The sequence below is a fragment of the Marinomonas sp. AWM4_232 genome, assembly GCF_056158325.1.
Genome location: NZ_JBSWTA010000001.1, coordinates 2066624 through 2082647 on the forward strand (window position 1 = coordinate 2066624; position 16024 = coordinate 2082647).

Annotated in this window: 15 protein-coding genes; 10 read left to right on the forward strand and 5 right to left on the reverse strand. The window is 47.9% G+C overall.

The genetic code is table 11. The annotated features are described in order from the left end of the window. Nucleotides 1-110 precede the first annotated feature (110 nt). The 6 genes from ACXAC1_RS09795 (at nucleotide 111) to ACXAC1_RS09820 (ending at nucleotide 7170) form a co-directional block, all read left to right on the forward strand. Complete coding sequence (locus ACXAC1_RS09795; protein WP_475061333.1) at nucleotides 111-992, forward strand: LysR family transcriptional regulator; 882 nt, start codon at nucleotides 111-113, stop codon at nucleotides 990-992. Between the two features lie 105 nt (nucleotides 993-1097). Continuing rightward, nucleotides 1098-2681, forward strand: coding sequence for an L-lactate permease (locus tag ACXAC1_RS09800; protein ID WP_475061334.1), 1584 nt, complete (start codon nucleotides 1098-1100; stop codon nucleotides 2679-2681). Further along, nucleotides 2669-4321 carry a cation:proton antiporter domain-containing protein gene (locus ACXAC1_RS09805; protein ID WP_475061335.1) on the forward strand — a complete coding sequence of 551 codons (1653 nt, stop codon included), beginning with the start codon at nucleotides 2669-2671 and terminating at the stop codon, nucleotides 4319-4321. Before ACXAC1_RS09800 ends, ACXAC1_RS09805 begins: the two co-directional genes overlap by 13 nt. A gap of 64 nt (nucleotides 4322-4385) precedes the next feature. Then, nucleotides 4386-5651 (forward strand): multidrug effflux MFS transporter, encoded by a 1266-nt coding sequence (locus ACXAC1_RS09810; protein ID WP_475061336.1) that lies wholly within the window; start codon nucleotides 4386-4388, stop codon nucleotides 5649-5651. Continuing rightward, nucleotides 5620-5787, forward strand: coding sequence for a DUF2256 domain-containing protein (locus ACXAC1_RS09815; protein WP_133564504.1), 168 nt, complete (start codon nucleotides 5620-5622; stop codon nucleotides 5785-5787). Before ACXAC1_RS09810 ends, ACXAC1_RS09815 begins: the two co-directional genes overlap by 32 nt. 60 nt (nucleotides 5788-5847) lie before the next feature. After that, nucleotides 5848-7170, forward strand: a complete 1323-nt coding sequence (locus ACXAC1_RS09820; protein WP_475061337.1) for an MATE family efflux transporter — start codon at nucleotides 5848-5850, stop codon at nucleotides 7168-7170. A gap of 50 nt (nucleotides 7171-7220) precedes the next feature. On the opposite strand, the gene ACXAC1_RS09825 is transcribed toward ACXAC1_RS09820, so the two are convergent. The 3 genes from ACXAC1_RS09825 to ACXAC1_RS09835 are packed head-to-tail and all read right to left on the reverse strand — an operon-like array spanning nucleotide 7221 to nucleotide 11574. Further along, on the reverse strand, nucleotides 7221-8771 hold the full coding sequence (locus tag ACXAC1_RS09825) for a cryptochrome/photolyase family protein (protein WP_475061338.1): 1551 nt from the start codon (nucleotides 8769-8771) through the stop codon (nucleotides 7221-7223). Further along, nucleotides 8768-10252 (reverse strand): cryptochrome/deoxyribodipyrimidine photo-lyase family protein, encoded by a 1485-nt coding sequence (locus tag ACXAC1_RS09830; protein WP_475061339.1) that lies wholly within the window; start codon nucleotides 10250-10252, stop codon nucleotides 8768-8770. The genes ACXAC1_RS09825 and ACXAC1_RS09830 overlap by 4 nt, the downstream gene beginning before the upstream one ends. 2 nt (nucleotides 10253-10254) lie before the next feature. After that, nucleotides 10255-11574: a DASH family cryptochrome gene (locus ACXAC1_RS09835; RefSeq protein ID WP_475061340.1), complete on the reverse strand. Its 1320-nt coding sequence runs from the start codon at nucleotides 11572-11574 to the stop codon at nucleotides 10255-10257. Nucleotides 11575-11716: 142 nt separating this feature from the next. Here ACXAC1_RS09835 and ACXAC1_RS09840 point away from each other — a divergent pair, with 142 nt between their 5' ends. Genes ACXAC1_RS09840 through ACXAC1_RS09855 form a run of 4 tightly spaced genes read left to right on the forward strand, consistent with a single transcriptional unit; the run spans nucleotide 11717 to nucleotide 14160 of the window. Beyond that, nucleotides 11717-12391, forward strand: a complete 675-nt coding sequence (locus tag ACXAC1_RS09840) for a MotA/TolQ/ExbB proton channel family protein (protein ID WP_475061341.1) — start codon at nucleotides 11717-11719, stop codon at nucleotides 12389-12391. After that, on the forward strand, nucleotides 12381-12803 hold the full coding sequence (locus tag ACXAC1_RS09845; protein WP_228190605.1) for an ExbD/TolR family protein: 423 nt from the start codon (nucleotides 12381-12383) through the stop codon (nucleotides 12801-12803). The genes ACXAC1_RS09840 and ACXAC1_RS09845 overlap by 11 nt, the downstream gene beginning before the upstream one ends. Then, a complete protein-coding gene (locus tag ACXAC1_RS09850) occupies nucleotides 12800-13237 on the forward strand; it encodes an ExbD/TolR family protein (RefSeq protein ID WP_228190606.1) in 438 nt (145 codons plus the stop codon). Before ACXAC1_RS09845 ends, ACXAC1_RS09850 begins: the two co-directional genes overlap by 4 nt. Further along, nucleotides 13237-14160, forward strand: coding sequence for an energy transducer TonB (locus ACXAC1_RS09855; protein WP_475061342.1), 924 nt, complete (start codon nucleotides 13237-13239; stop codon nucleotides 14158-14160). The genes ACXAC1_RS09850 and ACXAC1_RS09855 overlap by 1 nt, the downstream gene beginning before the upstream one ends. 7 nt (nucleotides 14161-14167) lie before the next feature. Here the strand turns inward: ACXAC1_RS09855 and mltA are convergent, their stop codons facing one another. Both mltA and ACXAC1_RS09865 read right to left on the reverse strand, forming a co-directional pair. Beyond that, nucleotides 14168-15280, reverse strand: coding sequence for a murein transglycosylase A (mltA, locus tag ACXAC1_RS09860; RefSeq protein WP_475061343.1), 1113 nt, complete (start codon nucleotides 15278-15280; stop codon nucleotides 14168-14170). 72 nt (nucleotides 15281-15352) lie between these two features. Then, nucleotides 15353-15946 carry a DNA-J related domain-containing protein gene (locus ACXAC1_RS09865; protein WP_228190609.1) on the reverse strand — a complete coding sequence of 198 codons (594 nt, stop codon included), beginning with the start codon at nucleotides 15944-15946 and terminating at the stop codon, nucleotides 15353-15355. Nucleotides 15947-16024 lie beyond the last annotated feature (78 nt).

Below are 16024 nucleotides of genomic sequence, written 5' to 3' on the forward strand. Positions count from 1 at the left end.
GCGCTACATAGTGTGAATCCATTTGCACCGAGTATGACGTGTCTTTAAAGTTAATAAAAATACATATATTTTAATGTATTGTTCTGTTTTAGTTATGATTTGAGGTCCTTATGCCCCGTTTGAACTACCACCACCTTTATTATTTCTGGCGCGTGGCGAATATTGGCCACTTAACCCATGCCGCAGAGCAATTGCATGTGTCTCAATCTGCGTTGTCAACACAAATAAAACAGCTCGAAAATAAAATGGGGCGTACCTTGTTTGAGCGAGAAGGGCGCCGTTTAGTGTTAACGGATGTAGGCCGTCGAGTACAAAGTTACGCGCAAGACATTTTCTCAACAGGAGAAGAGCTAGAACAGTATTTAAGGAGCGGTAATACTTCGCATACGCATTTAAATATAGGCTTTGAAGCCCATTTGTCCCGTAATTTTATTGAGGCGTTCATTACACCGTTATTTGCTCAAGAAGATGTAAGTTTCACCTTGTATGCCCGCACCATGACAGACCTAACAGAAGGATTGTTAAACCATGAATTGGACATCGCACTGACTAACCGCGCCATTACTAATGATGTGCAAGGGGTGCTGTGGCAAAACCAATTGGTAGCGCGACAATCTGTGGCGATCGTTGGCCCCTATGGACAGCAGCCAGAGCAACCTTTCCCTAAAGGTTACGAAGACAAGCACTGGATTTTGCCCGCACGGAATATGGGCATACGCTCGGTGTTTGAATCCTTTTGTGCTACCCATGAATATCGAGCGGACATTAAAGCTGAAGTAGACGATATGGCGATGATGCGTCTATTGGCCCGTGACAGCGGTTTTCTGTCGGTGATGCCACCAGTGGTTGTAAAGGACGAAATCGAAGCTAAAAAATTGCAGGTGTATCAGACACTCCCACAAGCTTATGAACACTTCTACGCGCTGTTGATGCCACGAAAGTTTGTCCCAGAAGTGCTGCTCGACTTGTTACGAAAACACCAGCTTGAATAGACTTTTGTCTTAAGTCATAAACCAGAGTAATAACGCATCGGTGCGCACTGTTTTTGCATAGCTAAGGCAGACATAATGTAATCATCACCGATTCGGAGTGCTCGTATGGATACTGTGTTCGCGCTTTTCCCTGTTGTTGCATTGATCTGGAGTATGACGAAAGCACGTCCATTGACCGCGCATGTGGCATTGCCGCTGGCGGCACTTTGTGCAGTGCTGATTCAATGGGGCTACTTCCAAGCGGATGCACTGACCTTGTCGGCCAATATCATTGCTGGTGGGCTAGCGGTATTGACCCCTGTGTCCATTATCGCAGGCGCAATATTGCTGAATCGGGTGTTGGTCATTTCTGGTGCTGAGCAAACGTTACGACAATGGTTAGCGGGGATCAGTACCAATCCAGTCGCACAGTTGATGGTGATTGGTTGGGCTTTTGCCTTCATGTTAGAAGGAGCATCAGGTTTTGGTACACCGGCTGCCATTGCCGCTCCTATTTTGGTTGGGCTTGGCTTTCCTGCTTTACCAGTGGCGCTACTGACTTTGGTAATGAACAGCGTGCCGGTTTCCTTTGGTGCGGTTGGTACGCCTGCTTGGTTCGGTTTTGCAGGACTGGCCTTAGCCGCGCCGCTTCGTTTAGAAGTGGCTCAATGGACGGCTTTGATCCACTTGTGCGCAAGTTTTGTTATACCCGTTATAGCGTTGCGCTGGTTGGTTTCTTGGCGTGAGATCTGGCAAAACGCAGGCTTTATTCTCATCAGTATTGTAAGTTGTACGCTTCCCTTTTTTCTCATAGCGCAAGTAAACGATGAATTTCCTTCACTGTTGGGAGGTGCTATCGGCTTACTGATTTCAATTTTGATGGCTAAGCTAGGCGTAGGGCTGCATCAGACTGTACCGGTAACGGATAGCTCAAGTATAAAACCTCCATCAAATTATGCGTTGGTACAGGCCTTATTGCCGTTTGTATTGCTGATTATTATTCTACTGGTGACCCGTATTCCCAGTTGGCCATTTAAGGGCTGGCTAAACGATACGAGCATGTGGTGGCAGTTTGGAGCCATAGAGGTGAGTCGAGCGTTAGTTGTTGCTTGGCCGAATATTTTGGGCACAAATGTCGACTGGTCTTATAAAGCTTTGTATGTCCCTGCGATCATTCCGTTTGTATTCACTGTGGCGATTATGAGTCCTATTCTCTCCCTATCTAAATCTCAGATATATCAGGCCAGTGCTGAGACATGGGGGCGCTTAAAACGTCCTATTTTGGCGTTGATGGGAGCTTTGATCATGGTCAGTGTGATGATGCAAGGAGCAGAAAACGCTCCTATTTTTGTGATAGCCAATACGCTGGCCAGTGTGGTTGGTGCCAATTGGGCATACGTTGCTGCGTTATTGGGCGCTTTGGGGTCGTTCTTCTCTGGTTCGGCGACGGTCTCTAATCTTACCTTCGGCGGTATTCAGTTAACCATCGCCACGCAGACAGGCCTTCCGGTGAGTGTGATTCTCGCCTTGCAATCGGTTGGGGCGGCCATGGGCAATATGGTGTGTTTGAACAATATTATTGCCGTGGCCAGCATTCTTGGCATTCAAAACCAAGAGGGGGCCATGATTAAGCAGACTCTTAAGCCGCTGCTGGTTTACGCCGTCGTGGCAGCCTTGCTAGGACAAGTGATTCTTACTTGGCTAATATAGCAAGCAAAGCACTTTGCCGTTATGCTTTTGTTAACGGTGCATTGGGTACTGATTGCGTTAGGAAAATCGTCGTCGTTATGGAATTTATCTGGATACTGTTTGCGTTTATTTGTGGTTTAGCGGTTAAGTTGGTGAACTTACCGCCACTGATTGGTTTTTTGGCTGCGGGGTTTATTTTGAACTTTATGCAAGTTCAGCCCAGCAGTATTTTGGAGCATTTATCCAATTTGGGTATCACCTTGATGCTCTTTTGTATTGGTCTAAAACTGCATGTACAAGACCTGCTGAAACGGGAAGTTTGGGCATCTACCATAGGGCACATGGGAGCTTGGACGATTCTGATCATCGGGGTCGCCTCTTTGCTTGGCATCGTAGGTCTGCATGCTTTTGAAATCCTATCTCTGCGTACCGCGGCATTAATCGGTTTTGCACTGAGCTTCTCTAGTACGGTCTGTATTGTGAAGTTGCTCGAAGAAGCCGGTGAAATGAAGACCCGCCATGGTCAATTGGCGTTGGGTATACTGGTTATGCAAGATATCGTAGCGGTTGTATTCCTCGTATTAGCGACCGGAAAAGTGCCTTCGATCTGGGCAGTACTGTTATTTGCTTTGATTCCGTTGCGTCCTGTACTTGGCAAACTTTTGAACAAGTCTGGTCACGGTGAAATGCTACCGCTAACGGGGTTGTTCTTTGCGTTGGGTGGCTATGAACTGTTTTACCTAGTGGGGGTGAAAGGTGATCTCGGTGCGTTGATTATGGGTATTTTGCTAGCGTCCCATACCAAAGCCTCTGAGTTAAACAAGTCACTGATGAACTTTAAGGATTTATTCTTAATTGGCTTCTTCTTATCCATTGGTTTCAGTGCTTTACCGACATGGAGTATGTTGGGACTGAGTTTGATCCTCACAGCATTGTTAGTGGTTAAGTTTCTATTGTTCTTCTATTTCTTTAACAGCTTACGCCTTCGCGGTCGTACCTCTTTTTTGGGGGCGCTGGCGCTTTCAAACTACAGTGAGTTTGGTCTAATTGTCGTGGCGCTGAGTGTGCAAGCAGGCTGGATCAGCAATGACTGGTTGGTGATTCTGGCGTTGGCGGTATCGTTCTCGTTTGTTATTACCAGTGTGTTCTATCGTAAAGCGCACAGTTATTTCCGTCGTTACAAAGATACGATTCGTCGTTATGAAAATGCCGTACCTTTGCCAGAAGATTGCTTTGAACAGCCAAAGAATATGGAAGTCCTAGTGGTGGGTTTAGGTCGAGTGGGACGTGGTGCATTTGAGTCGTTGACTGGCATGGTTGGTAATGTGGTGGCCGGTATGGATGCGGATCAGTTCCGTATCAAGCAAATGCAAAACGATCAGCATAATGTCTTTTTTGGTGACGGTGAAGACGTTGACCTTTGGGAGCATCTAGATCTGACAAATGTGAAGCTGATTTTATTGGCCCTGCCTTCTGCTGATGACAGTGTTAATGTAGTGAAGCAGTTACGTAGCGGTGGCTTCCGTGGCCAGGTGGCGGCCATTGCTCGTTATCATGATGAACGTGATTACATGTTAAAAGCGGGCATCGACAACGTTTTCAACTTCTATACCGAAGCCGGTACAGGGTTTGCCGAAGAGAGTCTGTCTCTGATCCGTTAATCTGTTTGCCTGTCACAGCACGTTTCGTGCTAGCCTTGCTCCTCAATAGATAAGGACAACTAGCATGAAACGCCGCTTCGCTGGACGCTTGCCCAGCCCCAACCTCCCTCTTTCCGAAAAAGAATTCATTGGTTTATTTGCCTGCATGATGTCGCTGACGGCATTGAGTATGGATGCCGTATTGCCTGCATTTCGAGATATGGCTGAGCAATTGACGGTTGCGGATTACACTCACATGCAATGGGTGGTGTCGGCATTGATTGCTGGGATGGTGTTTGGGGAGTTGCTGTTTGGTCCTTTATCGGACGCGATAGGGCGCAAGAAAAGTATCCTCACAGGTGTGGCTTTGTATTTAGTGGGCTGTTTGGTTGCTATGTCAGCAGACACTCTGGAAGCGCTGTTGTTAGGACGCTTTATTCAAGGCTTTGGTGTTGCAGGCCCCAAGATTGCCTCTCGGGCATTGATCCGAGATATGTACAAAGGGGCGGCCATGGCGCGCATCATGTCTTATGTGATGCTTATCTTCATTTTAGTTCCCATGCTAGCGCCTGCTTTTGGCCAATTGGTGTTGTTGCTTGGGGACTGGCGCTGGATCTTTGGCGCATTGATGTTACAAGCCACAATCGCCTCCATTTGGTTGATCCTGCGTCAGCCTGAAACGCTAGCTAAAGAACAGCGCCAACCGCTGGCCTTTTCCCGCTTATGGCGCGATGCTCGATTTATCGTGAAACAACAAGAAGTGATGTGCTTAACGGGAATGGCTGGACTCGTGTTTTCGGGGCTCATGTTGTATCTAGGGGTTTCGCAGTCGATCTTTCAGGATGTTTACCAAACGGGGGAAGCCTTTCCACTGTACTTTGCCATGATGGCGGGTGGCGCAGGGTTGGCGTCTTTTACCAATGGTCGTATTGTGATGCGTTTTGGCATGCAGCGTTTGATCTGGTTTGCATTAACTTTGAAATGTAGCGCAGCGTTAGCCATGATGGGTGTTTCGCTGGTATGGCAAGGGCAGCCGCCATTGTGGTTATTCTTATCTTTGGGGATTCCGATCTTTTTTAGCATGGGGTTATTGTTTGGCAATATTAACGCTATGGCGATGGAACCCTTAGGGCGTATGGCAGGACTTGGGGCTTCGCTTATTTCGTCGTTGTCCAGTTTGCTGGCCGTTGTCTTGTCTGTATCGGTAGGGCGTTTCTATGATTTCTCTGTAACACCCTTGGCTGCGGGGTATGTGATCTTTACTAGCTTAGCGGTCGTATTGATGTGGCGAGTACGTCGATTGCAGCAAGAGAAACATCATGGCACACAAGAAACCACATCTTCCGAGTAAACAATGTCCAGTTTGTCAGCGACCCTTTACTTGGCGGAAAAAGTGGGCCAAATGTTGGGACGAGGTGAAATACTGCTCGGAACGGTGTCGTGGACAACGTATTAACCTAGCAAAAAACACGGAAAATTCGCCTTAGTGTCATGACTCTACCGTATACTGTGTGGCGGTTAGATAACGCTCATTCTTAAGGTAGCCCATGCAGTCAATATCCTCTCTTGGTAAACAACTTTTCTCGATGACTTGGCCGATGCTGTTTGGCATTTTATCGATTATGAGTTTCCAGTTAGTAGACAGTGCCTTCATTGGCCAATTGGGTGTTTTACCTTTGGCGGCGCAAGGCTTCACTGCACCGGTTGCGTTAATTTTTATCGGCATACAGGTGGGGCTAGGCATTGCCACAACGTCTTTGATTTCCCGAGCACTGGGTGCATCAGAATCCCTGTACGCTAAGCAATTAGCCGGTTTGGTTGTGCTGTTGGGAGCCGTCGGTATCGGTCTGGTTGCCGTATTGGTTTGGTTTTGCCGAGGTGCTGTTTTGGCATTGCTCAGTGCACCAGAGAGCGTGACACCGATTATTGATGACTACTGGGGATGGTGGCTCGTCAGTACTTGGATGGGCGCTATGATCTATTTTTTCTACAGTATTTGTCGCTCTAATGGTAACACCATGCTGCCGGGCACCATTATGGTAGTGACCAGCTTGCTGAACATCGCATTGGACCCATTGTTTATCTTTGTGCTTGATTTGGGCATTGTGGGGGCCGCTTTAGCGACTTGCTTAGCTTTCTCGTTGGGGATGTTAATCATTGTGCCAAAATGCTTTGCCAGCCATTGGCTGACGTTTGATTTTGGCAACCTGTCTATTATCAAAACACTGGGCAACATTGGTCATATTATGGGGCCAGCGATGGTTAGCCAATTATTGCCACCGCTATCGTCTGTGTTGGCGACTAAGCTATTAGCAGGGTTTGGCACGGCGGCGGTTGCGGCCTGGGCGGTAAGCTCTCGGTTCGAGTTTTTAGCGATTGTGACTGTGTTAGCGTTGACCATGACATTGCCACCTATGGTTGGTCGCTTTTTTGGGGCTGGCCAATTCGAAGCGATTAAGCAGCTGCTACGAATCGCTGTAGGTTATGTCTTGATCTTCCAGACCCTTGTGGCGATCTTGGTTTGGTGGTGGGCTCCGAGCTTAGCTCAGTTGATGTCGAGCGACGCTGAGGTGACAGATATTGTGACTTGGCATTTGATGTGGGTACCGATCAGCTTAGGGCCCTTAGGCGTGTGTATGATGATGGTGTCTGCGGCAAATGCATTGGGTAAACCCTACCGCGCGTTGTGGATGTCAGCGCTGCGCCTGTTTGCTTTTTTCCTACCTTGCCTATGGATCGGTGGCCAGATCGGTGGTTTATGGGGGCTGTTTATCGGTGCAAGCTTGGCGAATGTCTGCGCGGGTGTGGCCGCTTGGTGGATCTATCAATCCATCTATCGGACATCTTGTCATATTGAGCATGACGCTTAGGTCATGCTCAATATGTTTTAGAGATGGTAATAACAGAGCGAGACCGTCCGCTACAATTCGTTGATGTTATCTAGGCACCATTGTGCCCGCTCTAGTACGGCATCTTGTTGGGCTTTATCTTGTTTGTCCCAGTTACCGTAAATCATACCAATGCGCGGGTTCTTTAATAGACGGTCACGGTGTTGCACCATAAAGCGCCAATATAAACTGTTCATTGGACAGGCTTTTTCGCCCACTTTTTCTTTCACTTGATAGTGGCAATCGCTGCAATAATCGCTCATTTTTTGAATGTAATTACCACTGGCTGCGTAAGGTTTTGAGGCAATCCAACCTCCATCAGCGAACTGGCTCATACCGCGGGTATTGGGCAGTTCCACCCACTCCAAGGCATCTACGTAAATCCCCAAATACCACTCATCCACTTGTTTTGGATGGATGCCAGCCAATAGGCAGAAATTACCCGTCACCATCAGTCGTTGAATATGATGAGCATAGGCGTATTCGAGGGATTGACCGATGGCGTGTGCCATACAGTTCATCTTTGTTTGGCCATCCCAGAAATAATTGGGCAAGTCTCGTTGGGCATCTAGTTCATTCTGCTCATAGTAATCAGGCATGTTGATCCAATACATGCCCCGCACGTACTCGCGCCAGCCAAGGATCTGTCGTACAAAACCTTCTACTTGAGCAATGTCGATGTCTTTTCGCTGACGATAGGTCATCACAGCCGCTTTGATAACATGATTTGGATGAATCATTTTGGCATTCAGCGCGAACGATAGGCGTGAATGGTACAGGCTCCAAGCATGCGGTGAGCGGCCAGTCATCGCGTCTTGGAAACGGCCAAAATTAGCCAGTAAGTGATCGCAAAAATACTGCAGTAAGTTCAAGCCGTCTTGGCGAGTCACAGGCCATGGTAAGGTAGCATCGGCTTCGCCAAGAAACGGAATCTTATGGCGCTCGATACGTTCGAGTAGGTGACTTACATCATGCTGAAATAACAAGGGCTCAGGGATGTCTTTTAACTCACTGGCCTTTAATTTCTGTCGATTCGCGGAGTCGTAATTCCAGTGACCGCCTTCCGGTGTGTGGTCTTCGGTCATGAGGATGTTAAAGCGTTGACGCATTTTGCGATAGAAATGTTCCATTCGCACACTGGTTTTAGCTTTGAAGAAACGGGGGATCTCGTCGAAGGGCAGCATGAAGTGTTCAGTGTCGGCTAAATGCACGGGCACCTTGGCTTGGCTCGCCAGGGCTTGATACTGCATCAGCACACGATGCTCGTCAGGTCGCTGCAGCTCAATACGGCGCACGCCAAGAGAGTCCGCCATGCCCATAATCAAGGATTCCAAGCTGTGCCCTTCGGTATCGTCGAGGGTCAAGTATTGCACATTGTGTCCGGCATCTTTCAGGGCTTGAGCGAAGCGTTCCATGGCCAGGAAAAAAGCGCACAACTTTTGCTTATGATGGCGCACATAGGTGGCTTCAGGATGCAGCTCAGCGATGAGATAGGCGACTTTGTCATTGGGCTTTCTGAGCCAAGAGTGGGATGCATTTAATTGATCTCCCAAAATGACACGCAAGGTTTCAAATTGGCTCATGATGTCATGCCCTTACGACGACTGGATGGCCGTACGTGAGTGGTTAAAATACGTTGTTTTTCCTGCTGTACAAGGGCTTCTTTACGAAATCCCCAGAGCCTGTCTCGTGCTGCTTTCGCTGCACTCGGTACATCGATAATGGGCGTTGGATAATCTTTACCAACAGTACATTGATACAAAGCTTCCTCCATTTGAGTCATGGTCCAAGGGGCATGAATGAGTGGACTTGGAACGTCAGCAAGTTCAGGTACCCAGCGTCGAATAAAGTCCCCATCAGGGTCTTGATCTTGGGACTGCTTGATAGGGTTGTAGATACGAATGGTGTTTGCGCCTGTGATACCTGCTTGCATTTGAAATTGTGGGTAATGAATCCCCGGTTCGAAATCTAAAAATAGCCTAGCCAAATGATGTACGCCTAAGCGCCAATCAATATTTAAGTGGTGGCATAAAAAGCTGACCAGCATAGCGCGCATGCGAAAGTTAATGTAGCCAGTAAAGTGTAAAGCCCGCATACAAGCGTCGATCATAGGTACGCCAGTTTGACCGCTTTGCCAAGCTCTGAGATCGTCGTTAACGCGCTCGTCTTGCCGGTAAGGAAAGCAGTCATAGCCACGGTTGATAGGGCGCCACTCCATTTCACACTCGCTTTCAAACTTTTGCATAAAATGACAGTGCCAATGCAAACGTGAGCTCAACGCTACCAAGGTGCGACGCCAACCTCTGGTCTGCCAGCGCGATAGCAAGTCTTGGTAAACTTCCCGCAGGCTGATATTGCCCCAAGCCAAGTAAGGCGATAGGCGGGTACAGGCGTTACGACTGGTAAGAGGGCTTGATAATTGACGGTAGTAATCTTGTCCACGACCTTCGTAGAAACTCGTTAACGTTTGCCAAGCAAGTGAGCTTCCACCAGTTTGCATGCCTCGTTGGTGTGTTTGCCATGAGTCAGGAGGTATGAAAGTTGTCTCGGGGATAGCAAACCATTCGGCTTGCTCAAGGTTTGGTGTGTCTAAAGGCGCACGCATGGTGCTTAGCCACGCTTTATCCCACGTGGTGCGTGAGGTCAGTGCTCGAATGACCGCGCCGGTTGGGAACTCTGTCCATTGTATTTGGTATTGCTGACACCAGTTTTTGACGGCTTTGTCTCGCTTAAACGTTACCCCAACACCAATCTCTTCGTAACTCAGTATCTGAGTAAAGCCCGTGTTGCGATGCAACTCAGCAAATGCTTCGAGTATAGATTGTTGGCGAATATGTATCTGTCCTTGGTATGGCGCGAGCTGCTGCTGTAAGTCCTGCAGTGATTGCCAAACAAAGCGCCAATGACGTTCATCGTAATGAGGGTCATCTAGTTGTTCAGGCTCAAACACATACAGCAATAAAACAGGCTGCCCACTTGCACAGGCTTGTTTTAAAGGGGCGTGATCGCTCAAACGCAAATCACGCTTAAACCAGACAATAACAGGGGGATGGTTTAATGCCATGACTAAGACTTGGGTGAGATGGGCCAGTCTGCAGCGTCGACAGAATCGAGATTCTGGTCAAAGTCATTACCACCCCAAGTTTGAATAAAGCGTTGCTCTGGGTCGTAGGTGCGTGCCTGTTTGTCTAGATTAAAGTGACGTCCACCACGGGGATCGGCCCCCACTCCAGCAATGTATTGCCAATTTCCCCAATTGGAAGCGACATCATAATCTAGTAATTGTGACTCAAAATATGCAGCACCATAACGCCAATCGATTCCCAAATCATAAATTAAACAACTGGCCACCAGCTGGCGACCTCGGTTACTCATGTAGCCAGTTTGATTGAGTTGTCGCATGCAGGCGTTAACGATGGGGTAGGGCGTATTACCTAGGCACCATTTCTTAAAGCGTTCTGGGTAGAAACTGCCTTGTGCGCCTTGGCCTCGAATACCTTGTCGAGTAAACAACTGTCGCCCGTAATGCAGTCCATAACCATGGAAATAATCTCGCCATAACAGTTCAAAGAAAATCCAGTAGGTGGAGTCATTGGCACCGTTATCACGCTCATAGACATCAAGGCAGGCCTTAATTTGCTTTGGCGAGATACTGCCTTGTGCCAGCCAAGCGGAAAACTTCGTTGAGTTTTCCCAACCATCAAAGGCGTTGCGTGTCTCTTTATAAGTGCTTGGTAATGGTGTAGCGAAGTAATCGCTGAGCTGTGTTAGGGCGGCTAATTCGCCACCATTAAAGAGCGGAGCTTCTTGTTCTTGGGTGACTTTCCAAGGACTTATATTAGGCAATACAAACGGTGCAATAGCGGGCAGTCGATTGATCTCTGGTACGGGCGGAGAAACCTCCAAACGCTCCATATGTTTACGGAATTTGGAGAGCGTATCGGGAAACTGATTACCGATAAAAGTAGTGTGGGATGGTGAAAAGAGTTGCAGCCCTGAGAAAAGGCGGAACTGCACATCTGAAAAAGCCTCTTTCAGATCGTCTAAAGCTTTTTGCTCGTACCAGCCAGGGTGCAAGTTACGATACACGTGTGTGATGGGCAACTCATTTAGCAATATGGTAATGACATGATGCGCAGGCAGTGATGAGACAAACAAGGTTTGTCCTAATTCGGAAAGGCTCTTAGATAGGTCATTCAGCCCTTGGCGAAGAAACGCTTTTCGTGACGCCGAAGGCGTGGCATAAGCGCTCAGTGGTGAAGTGTCAGCCAAAGAGGAGTTGCAAAAAACACATATCAGCTGATCTACTTCCTGACTGGCGTGCCACATCATGGTTTGGTCTGCTGTGCGTAAGTCGTTACCGAACCAAATTAGCCCAATACTCATATCTAATTCTCCACCCGTTAATAGCCTAAGTACGTCAAAAAATATGTTTTGGATTGCAACAAATTATGGGTAAATTCTTGTAAATCTAGGTGAGAATGAATATCATTGATTAAATTATCATTTTTCTTTACTGGAGCGTGCGATGAACAGCACAATGGAACAAATCAAAGACTTCTTAATGGTTGGTGGCCCGGTTGTATGGATACTGTTGGGGTTCTCCGTTATTGCCGTCACTATTTTCTTAGTGAAACTGTGGCAATTGGCCATGTTGCGCGCGGAAAGCCGTAAGAATGTCAATCTTGCGCTGGATGCGTGGCGTGCTCGTGATATTGATGGAGCGCTGGCAAAACTTTCAGAAAAACGTCCGATTGAAAGCGTGGTTGCATACAGTATGGAAGCCTTGCGTCATGCGAATCGAGAAGTGGCAACGGTACGTGAAGAAGCCGAACGTCGTGCATTGAACACGCTGCATGATCTGCGTTCATTCCTACGACCACTGGAAATCATCGGCTCATTGAGCCCATTACTGGGTCTACTCGGTACAGTGCTAGGCATGATCACCGCGTTCCAACAGATGGAAGGTGCAGGCGCACAAGTTGACCCTTCTGTATTGTCTGGTGGTATTTGGCAGGCATTGCTTACGACCGCAGTAGGTATTGCGGTAGCGATTCCAGTCATTGCGATGCACGCTTGGTTAGAGCGTAAAGTAGAGCGTGTGGCACACAACATGAACGACTCGGTGACGCAGGTTTTTACATCAAAAGAAGGTGAACGCCTAGCCGCAGTGGCTGCGCGCGAGGTGCTGCATGCCGCTTAAGCTTGACCAGCCACGCAAAAAGCAGCTTGTTAGCTTAACGCCACTGATCGATGTCGTTTTCATTCTTCTATTGTTTTTCATGCTGACGTCATCGTTTGTGGCATGGAGAACATTAGACACACCTTTGGCTGCGCCTTCTCAGGAAGTATTGCCTGAGCAAGATAAGCAAGATCCGTTATTGTTTGAGCTGAAAGCCAACGACGGCAGGGTGTGGTTCGATAATCAGTTTATTTCCGTGCAAAACAGTGATCGCATTCGCGACATTGTGCAGCAAAATAAAGATCGCTTGTTTGTTCTTCAGGCTGAAGATAGCGTATCGCTACAATCATTAATGACGCTTGCCGACCAACTCAAGTTACAAGGTGCTGAAAAGCTATCGATTGCTAACGCGTTTAATGATCCTCAACCATGAATATTAATCAAAAATTTATTGCACAGCGTGATAGCCAAGCTGGGGATGACGGTGTCATCCCATTAATCAACGTCGTGTTCTTGATGTTGATCTTCTTTATGGTTGCAGGTCAGATACAAAAATCTGACCCAATCAAAATTACACCACCTAACTCCATTAATGAGCAACGTGCAGCCACTGAGCCCAATGTACTGATCGTGCTAGGGACCAATGGCGAGCTGTATTTGAACGATGACTTAACTAAAGTCGAAGATGTTCAAAGTCGCTTAAGTGTTCTGTTTGATCAAGCCACTGATAAAGACGCGTTCTGGGTACAGGTAAAAGCAGACGGCGATGTCAGTATTGAAGCCTTACGCCCATTATTCTCTGAAATTAAAGCTTCGGGTCTAACCAAAGTAAGTGTGGCAACACAACTAGGAAAAGGGACGGAGTAATGAAGAGAACACATTGGATTGTGGCGGGTGGCCTTGCCGTATCTTTGCATGCTGGTGCTTTTTATGGGGTGTTTATGCACCCTAAAAATGAATCAGGCAGTTTGGCTGCAGGCGAACAAGGCATTGAGTTTGATTTAGGTATGCTAGGTGACATGGGGGTCAAAGAAGAAACCATCGTTGCCCAAGCCGAAGTAACGCCACCGGAGCCAATGGTAGAGCCTGAACCAGAACCGCTTCCAGAGCCTGAACCGGAGCCAATTCCTGAACCAGAGCCTGAGCCGGAACCTATTCCTGAACCGGAGCCTGAGCCAGAACCTATTCCTGAGCCCGAACCGATCCCTGAACCTAAGCCGATTCCAAAACCGGAACCTAAGGTTGAGGTGAAGCAGAAGAGTGAGATTGTTCAGCCTGAGCCGAAACCAGAGCCAAAGCCGAAACCTAAGCCGAAGCCAAAACCAGAGCCCAAGCCGGAACCTAAACCGAAGCCAAAACCGAAGCCAAAACCAGAGCCTAAGCCTCGTCCAAAACCTGCCCCTGTCGTGGCGCAGAAGGTGAATGCAGCGCAAACGGTAGTGCAGCAAAAAGCGACAACGGGTAAAGCGAGTGCCGCACACAATGGTGGACAAGCTGGAGCGAAAGCGGATTATTACGCTAAGCTAAAAGCGAAGTTAGCGCACAACAAACGTTACCCTAGAGCATCTCGCCGCCGTGGTGAAGAAGGCGTCGTGACGGTATCGTTCACCGCCCATGCGAATGGCGATGCCCGTCCGATTCGAGTGGTAAAGAGCTCAGGCTCTAAGCGCTTAGACCAAGCGGCCATCGATATGGTGAAGCGCTCACAGCCTCTGCCAGCGTTTAACTTGGAAATGGGAAGTGATGCGATAGAGATCACACTTCCTGTTGCTTTCCAGCTAAAGGATTAGCATTCGACTACTTGGCCGAGCGTGGTAATAATAGCCACACTCGGCCAAAGTGCTTCAACTGTCCTGCATGAAAATGCGCCGCCTCCCCAATGCCCTGATACCAATCGATATGCCCTGGGCCTTTAATCGCTCCACCTTTGTCTTGGGCGAGTAGCAAACGAAACTCATGACCCACTAGATTCCCTTGCTGGTCAAGCTTAGGTACTTCGCCTAGCAAAATACTGCCCAGAGGAATGACGCTTGGGTCGACCGCCACTGAGTAAAGTGGCGTCAAAGGCACGTTAGCGGCGCCAACGGGTTGGGTTAGCCCCTCACTAAAGAACAGATAACTTGGATTCGTCGACATGATCTCTCGCTGGCGCTCAGGGTTAGCGGCAAGCCACTCACGTATGGCTTGAGCTGACATATCAGCCCGATCAATTTCGCCTTTTTCGATCAATACTTTACCAAGACTGCGATAAGCGTGGCCGTTCACGCCTCCCCAAGAAAGTAAACGACGTTCGCCGTCTTCAAACTCGACAACCCCTGAGCCTTGCACATGCAAAAAGAAGTTATCGACCAAGCTGTTGCTGTAAGCAATCTCTAGCCCTTGACCATCTAAAGCGCCTTCAAAATCAATCGCCTCACGATCAGGGAGAGGCGTTCCTTTGGCCACATTAGGCTTACGGTAAAGAGGGTAGCGATATTCATCATCTGCCTGATGGCGTACGCTCATCACGGGAACATAGTAACCGGTAATCTGCACATTACCCCGTTGGTCCTGACCTGCGATTTGATAAGCACTCAACTGAGGCCAGTAGGTCGAGTGATTGACCCATGTTTGAATTTCCTCCGCGGTGGCGCGCAAGTCATCACGGGTAACGAGTAGATTATCCAGCTGGTATGACGTCGCAGAAATACGGTCTAGATAACGTATTTGTTGTTCAATACCCGTTATAAAAGTGGCATCAGGATAAGGCAAGCCTGGTGGTAAGCGCTCACTTAAGTAGAGGGATTCACGCTTTTGTGCTTGCTCATCACGGCCATTATTTGGGAAGTCATTCGAAGGATCGATTTCTCGTGTGGAACAAGCGGACAGCACGAGAAGAGGTAGTAACAGGAACAGAGGTTTTACAGACATAGAAGCTCATTCGTTAAAGGTCTTAACGGTTAAAAACGGTTTCAGTTAAGACTCTAAGATAAGGGGTAAAGTTCACACAAAGCTGTGCATTAAGCATTCGTAAGCCTGTCTTAAGCTGATAAAACGCTCTGGATCGCCTCCATGATCAGGGTGAGCGTCTCTTGCTAATTTACGGTACTGACGCTTAATCGCATCTTTATCATTCATGAAGTCAGAATGTAATGCTAGGACCTTTAATGCATCTTTACGTTCATCAACGCTGGCGATACCTTGATAAAAACTTTGCAGCAGCTGTTCAACATCCTCCTTGTCTGTTTTTACGTATTCATCCCAGTCGCTGTAATAGGCTGCTAGCTTGGCATCCGCACTGTCAGAAACGTTCGTATTAGAAGACGATGACGGGTGTTGTTTACCGTAGACTAAACTAATGCGAGTTCCAGAGATCTCAAGGGCAAGTTGCTCTTCCTGCCACAGACTTGTTTGCAGCTGATACAGCGCATTCATGATCAGAAAGTGTTGGCGAAACAGCAATAGGTTTGAGTCTTCTGCAAGTTGGCTTAACATGGCATGACGTGCTTTGAGCGCCTTCAGCAAATCAAACTCAGAAATGCCTTGAGAATGCTCTTTGAGAATGGCCAAAATGTCAGGAATGAGTGGGTTTCGCATACGTGAGCTCCTTGCATTGTTAATAGTGTAGGTGACCCAGTTTCCATTCGTCAAAGTGCATCCTGTAACAAGAGAATG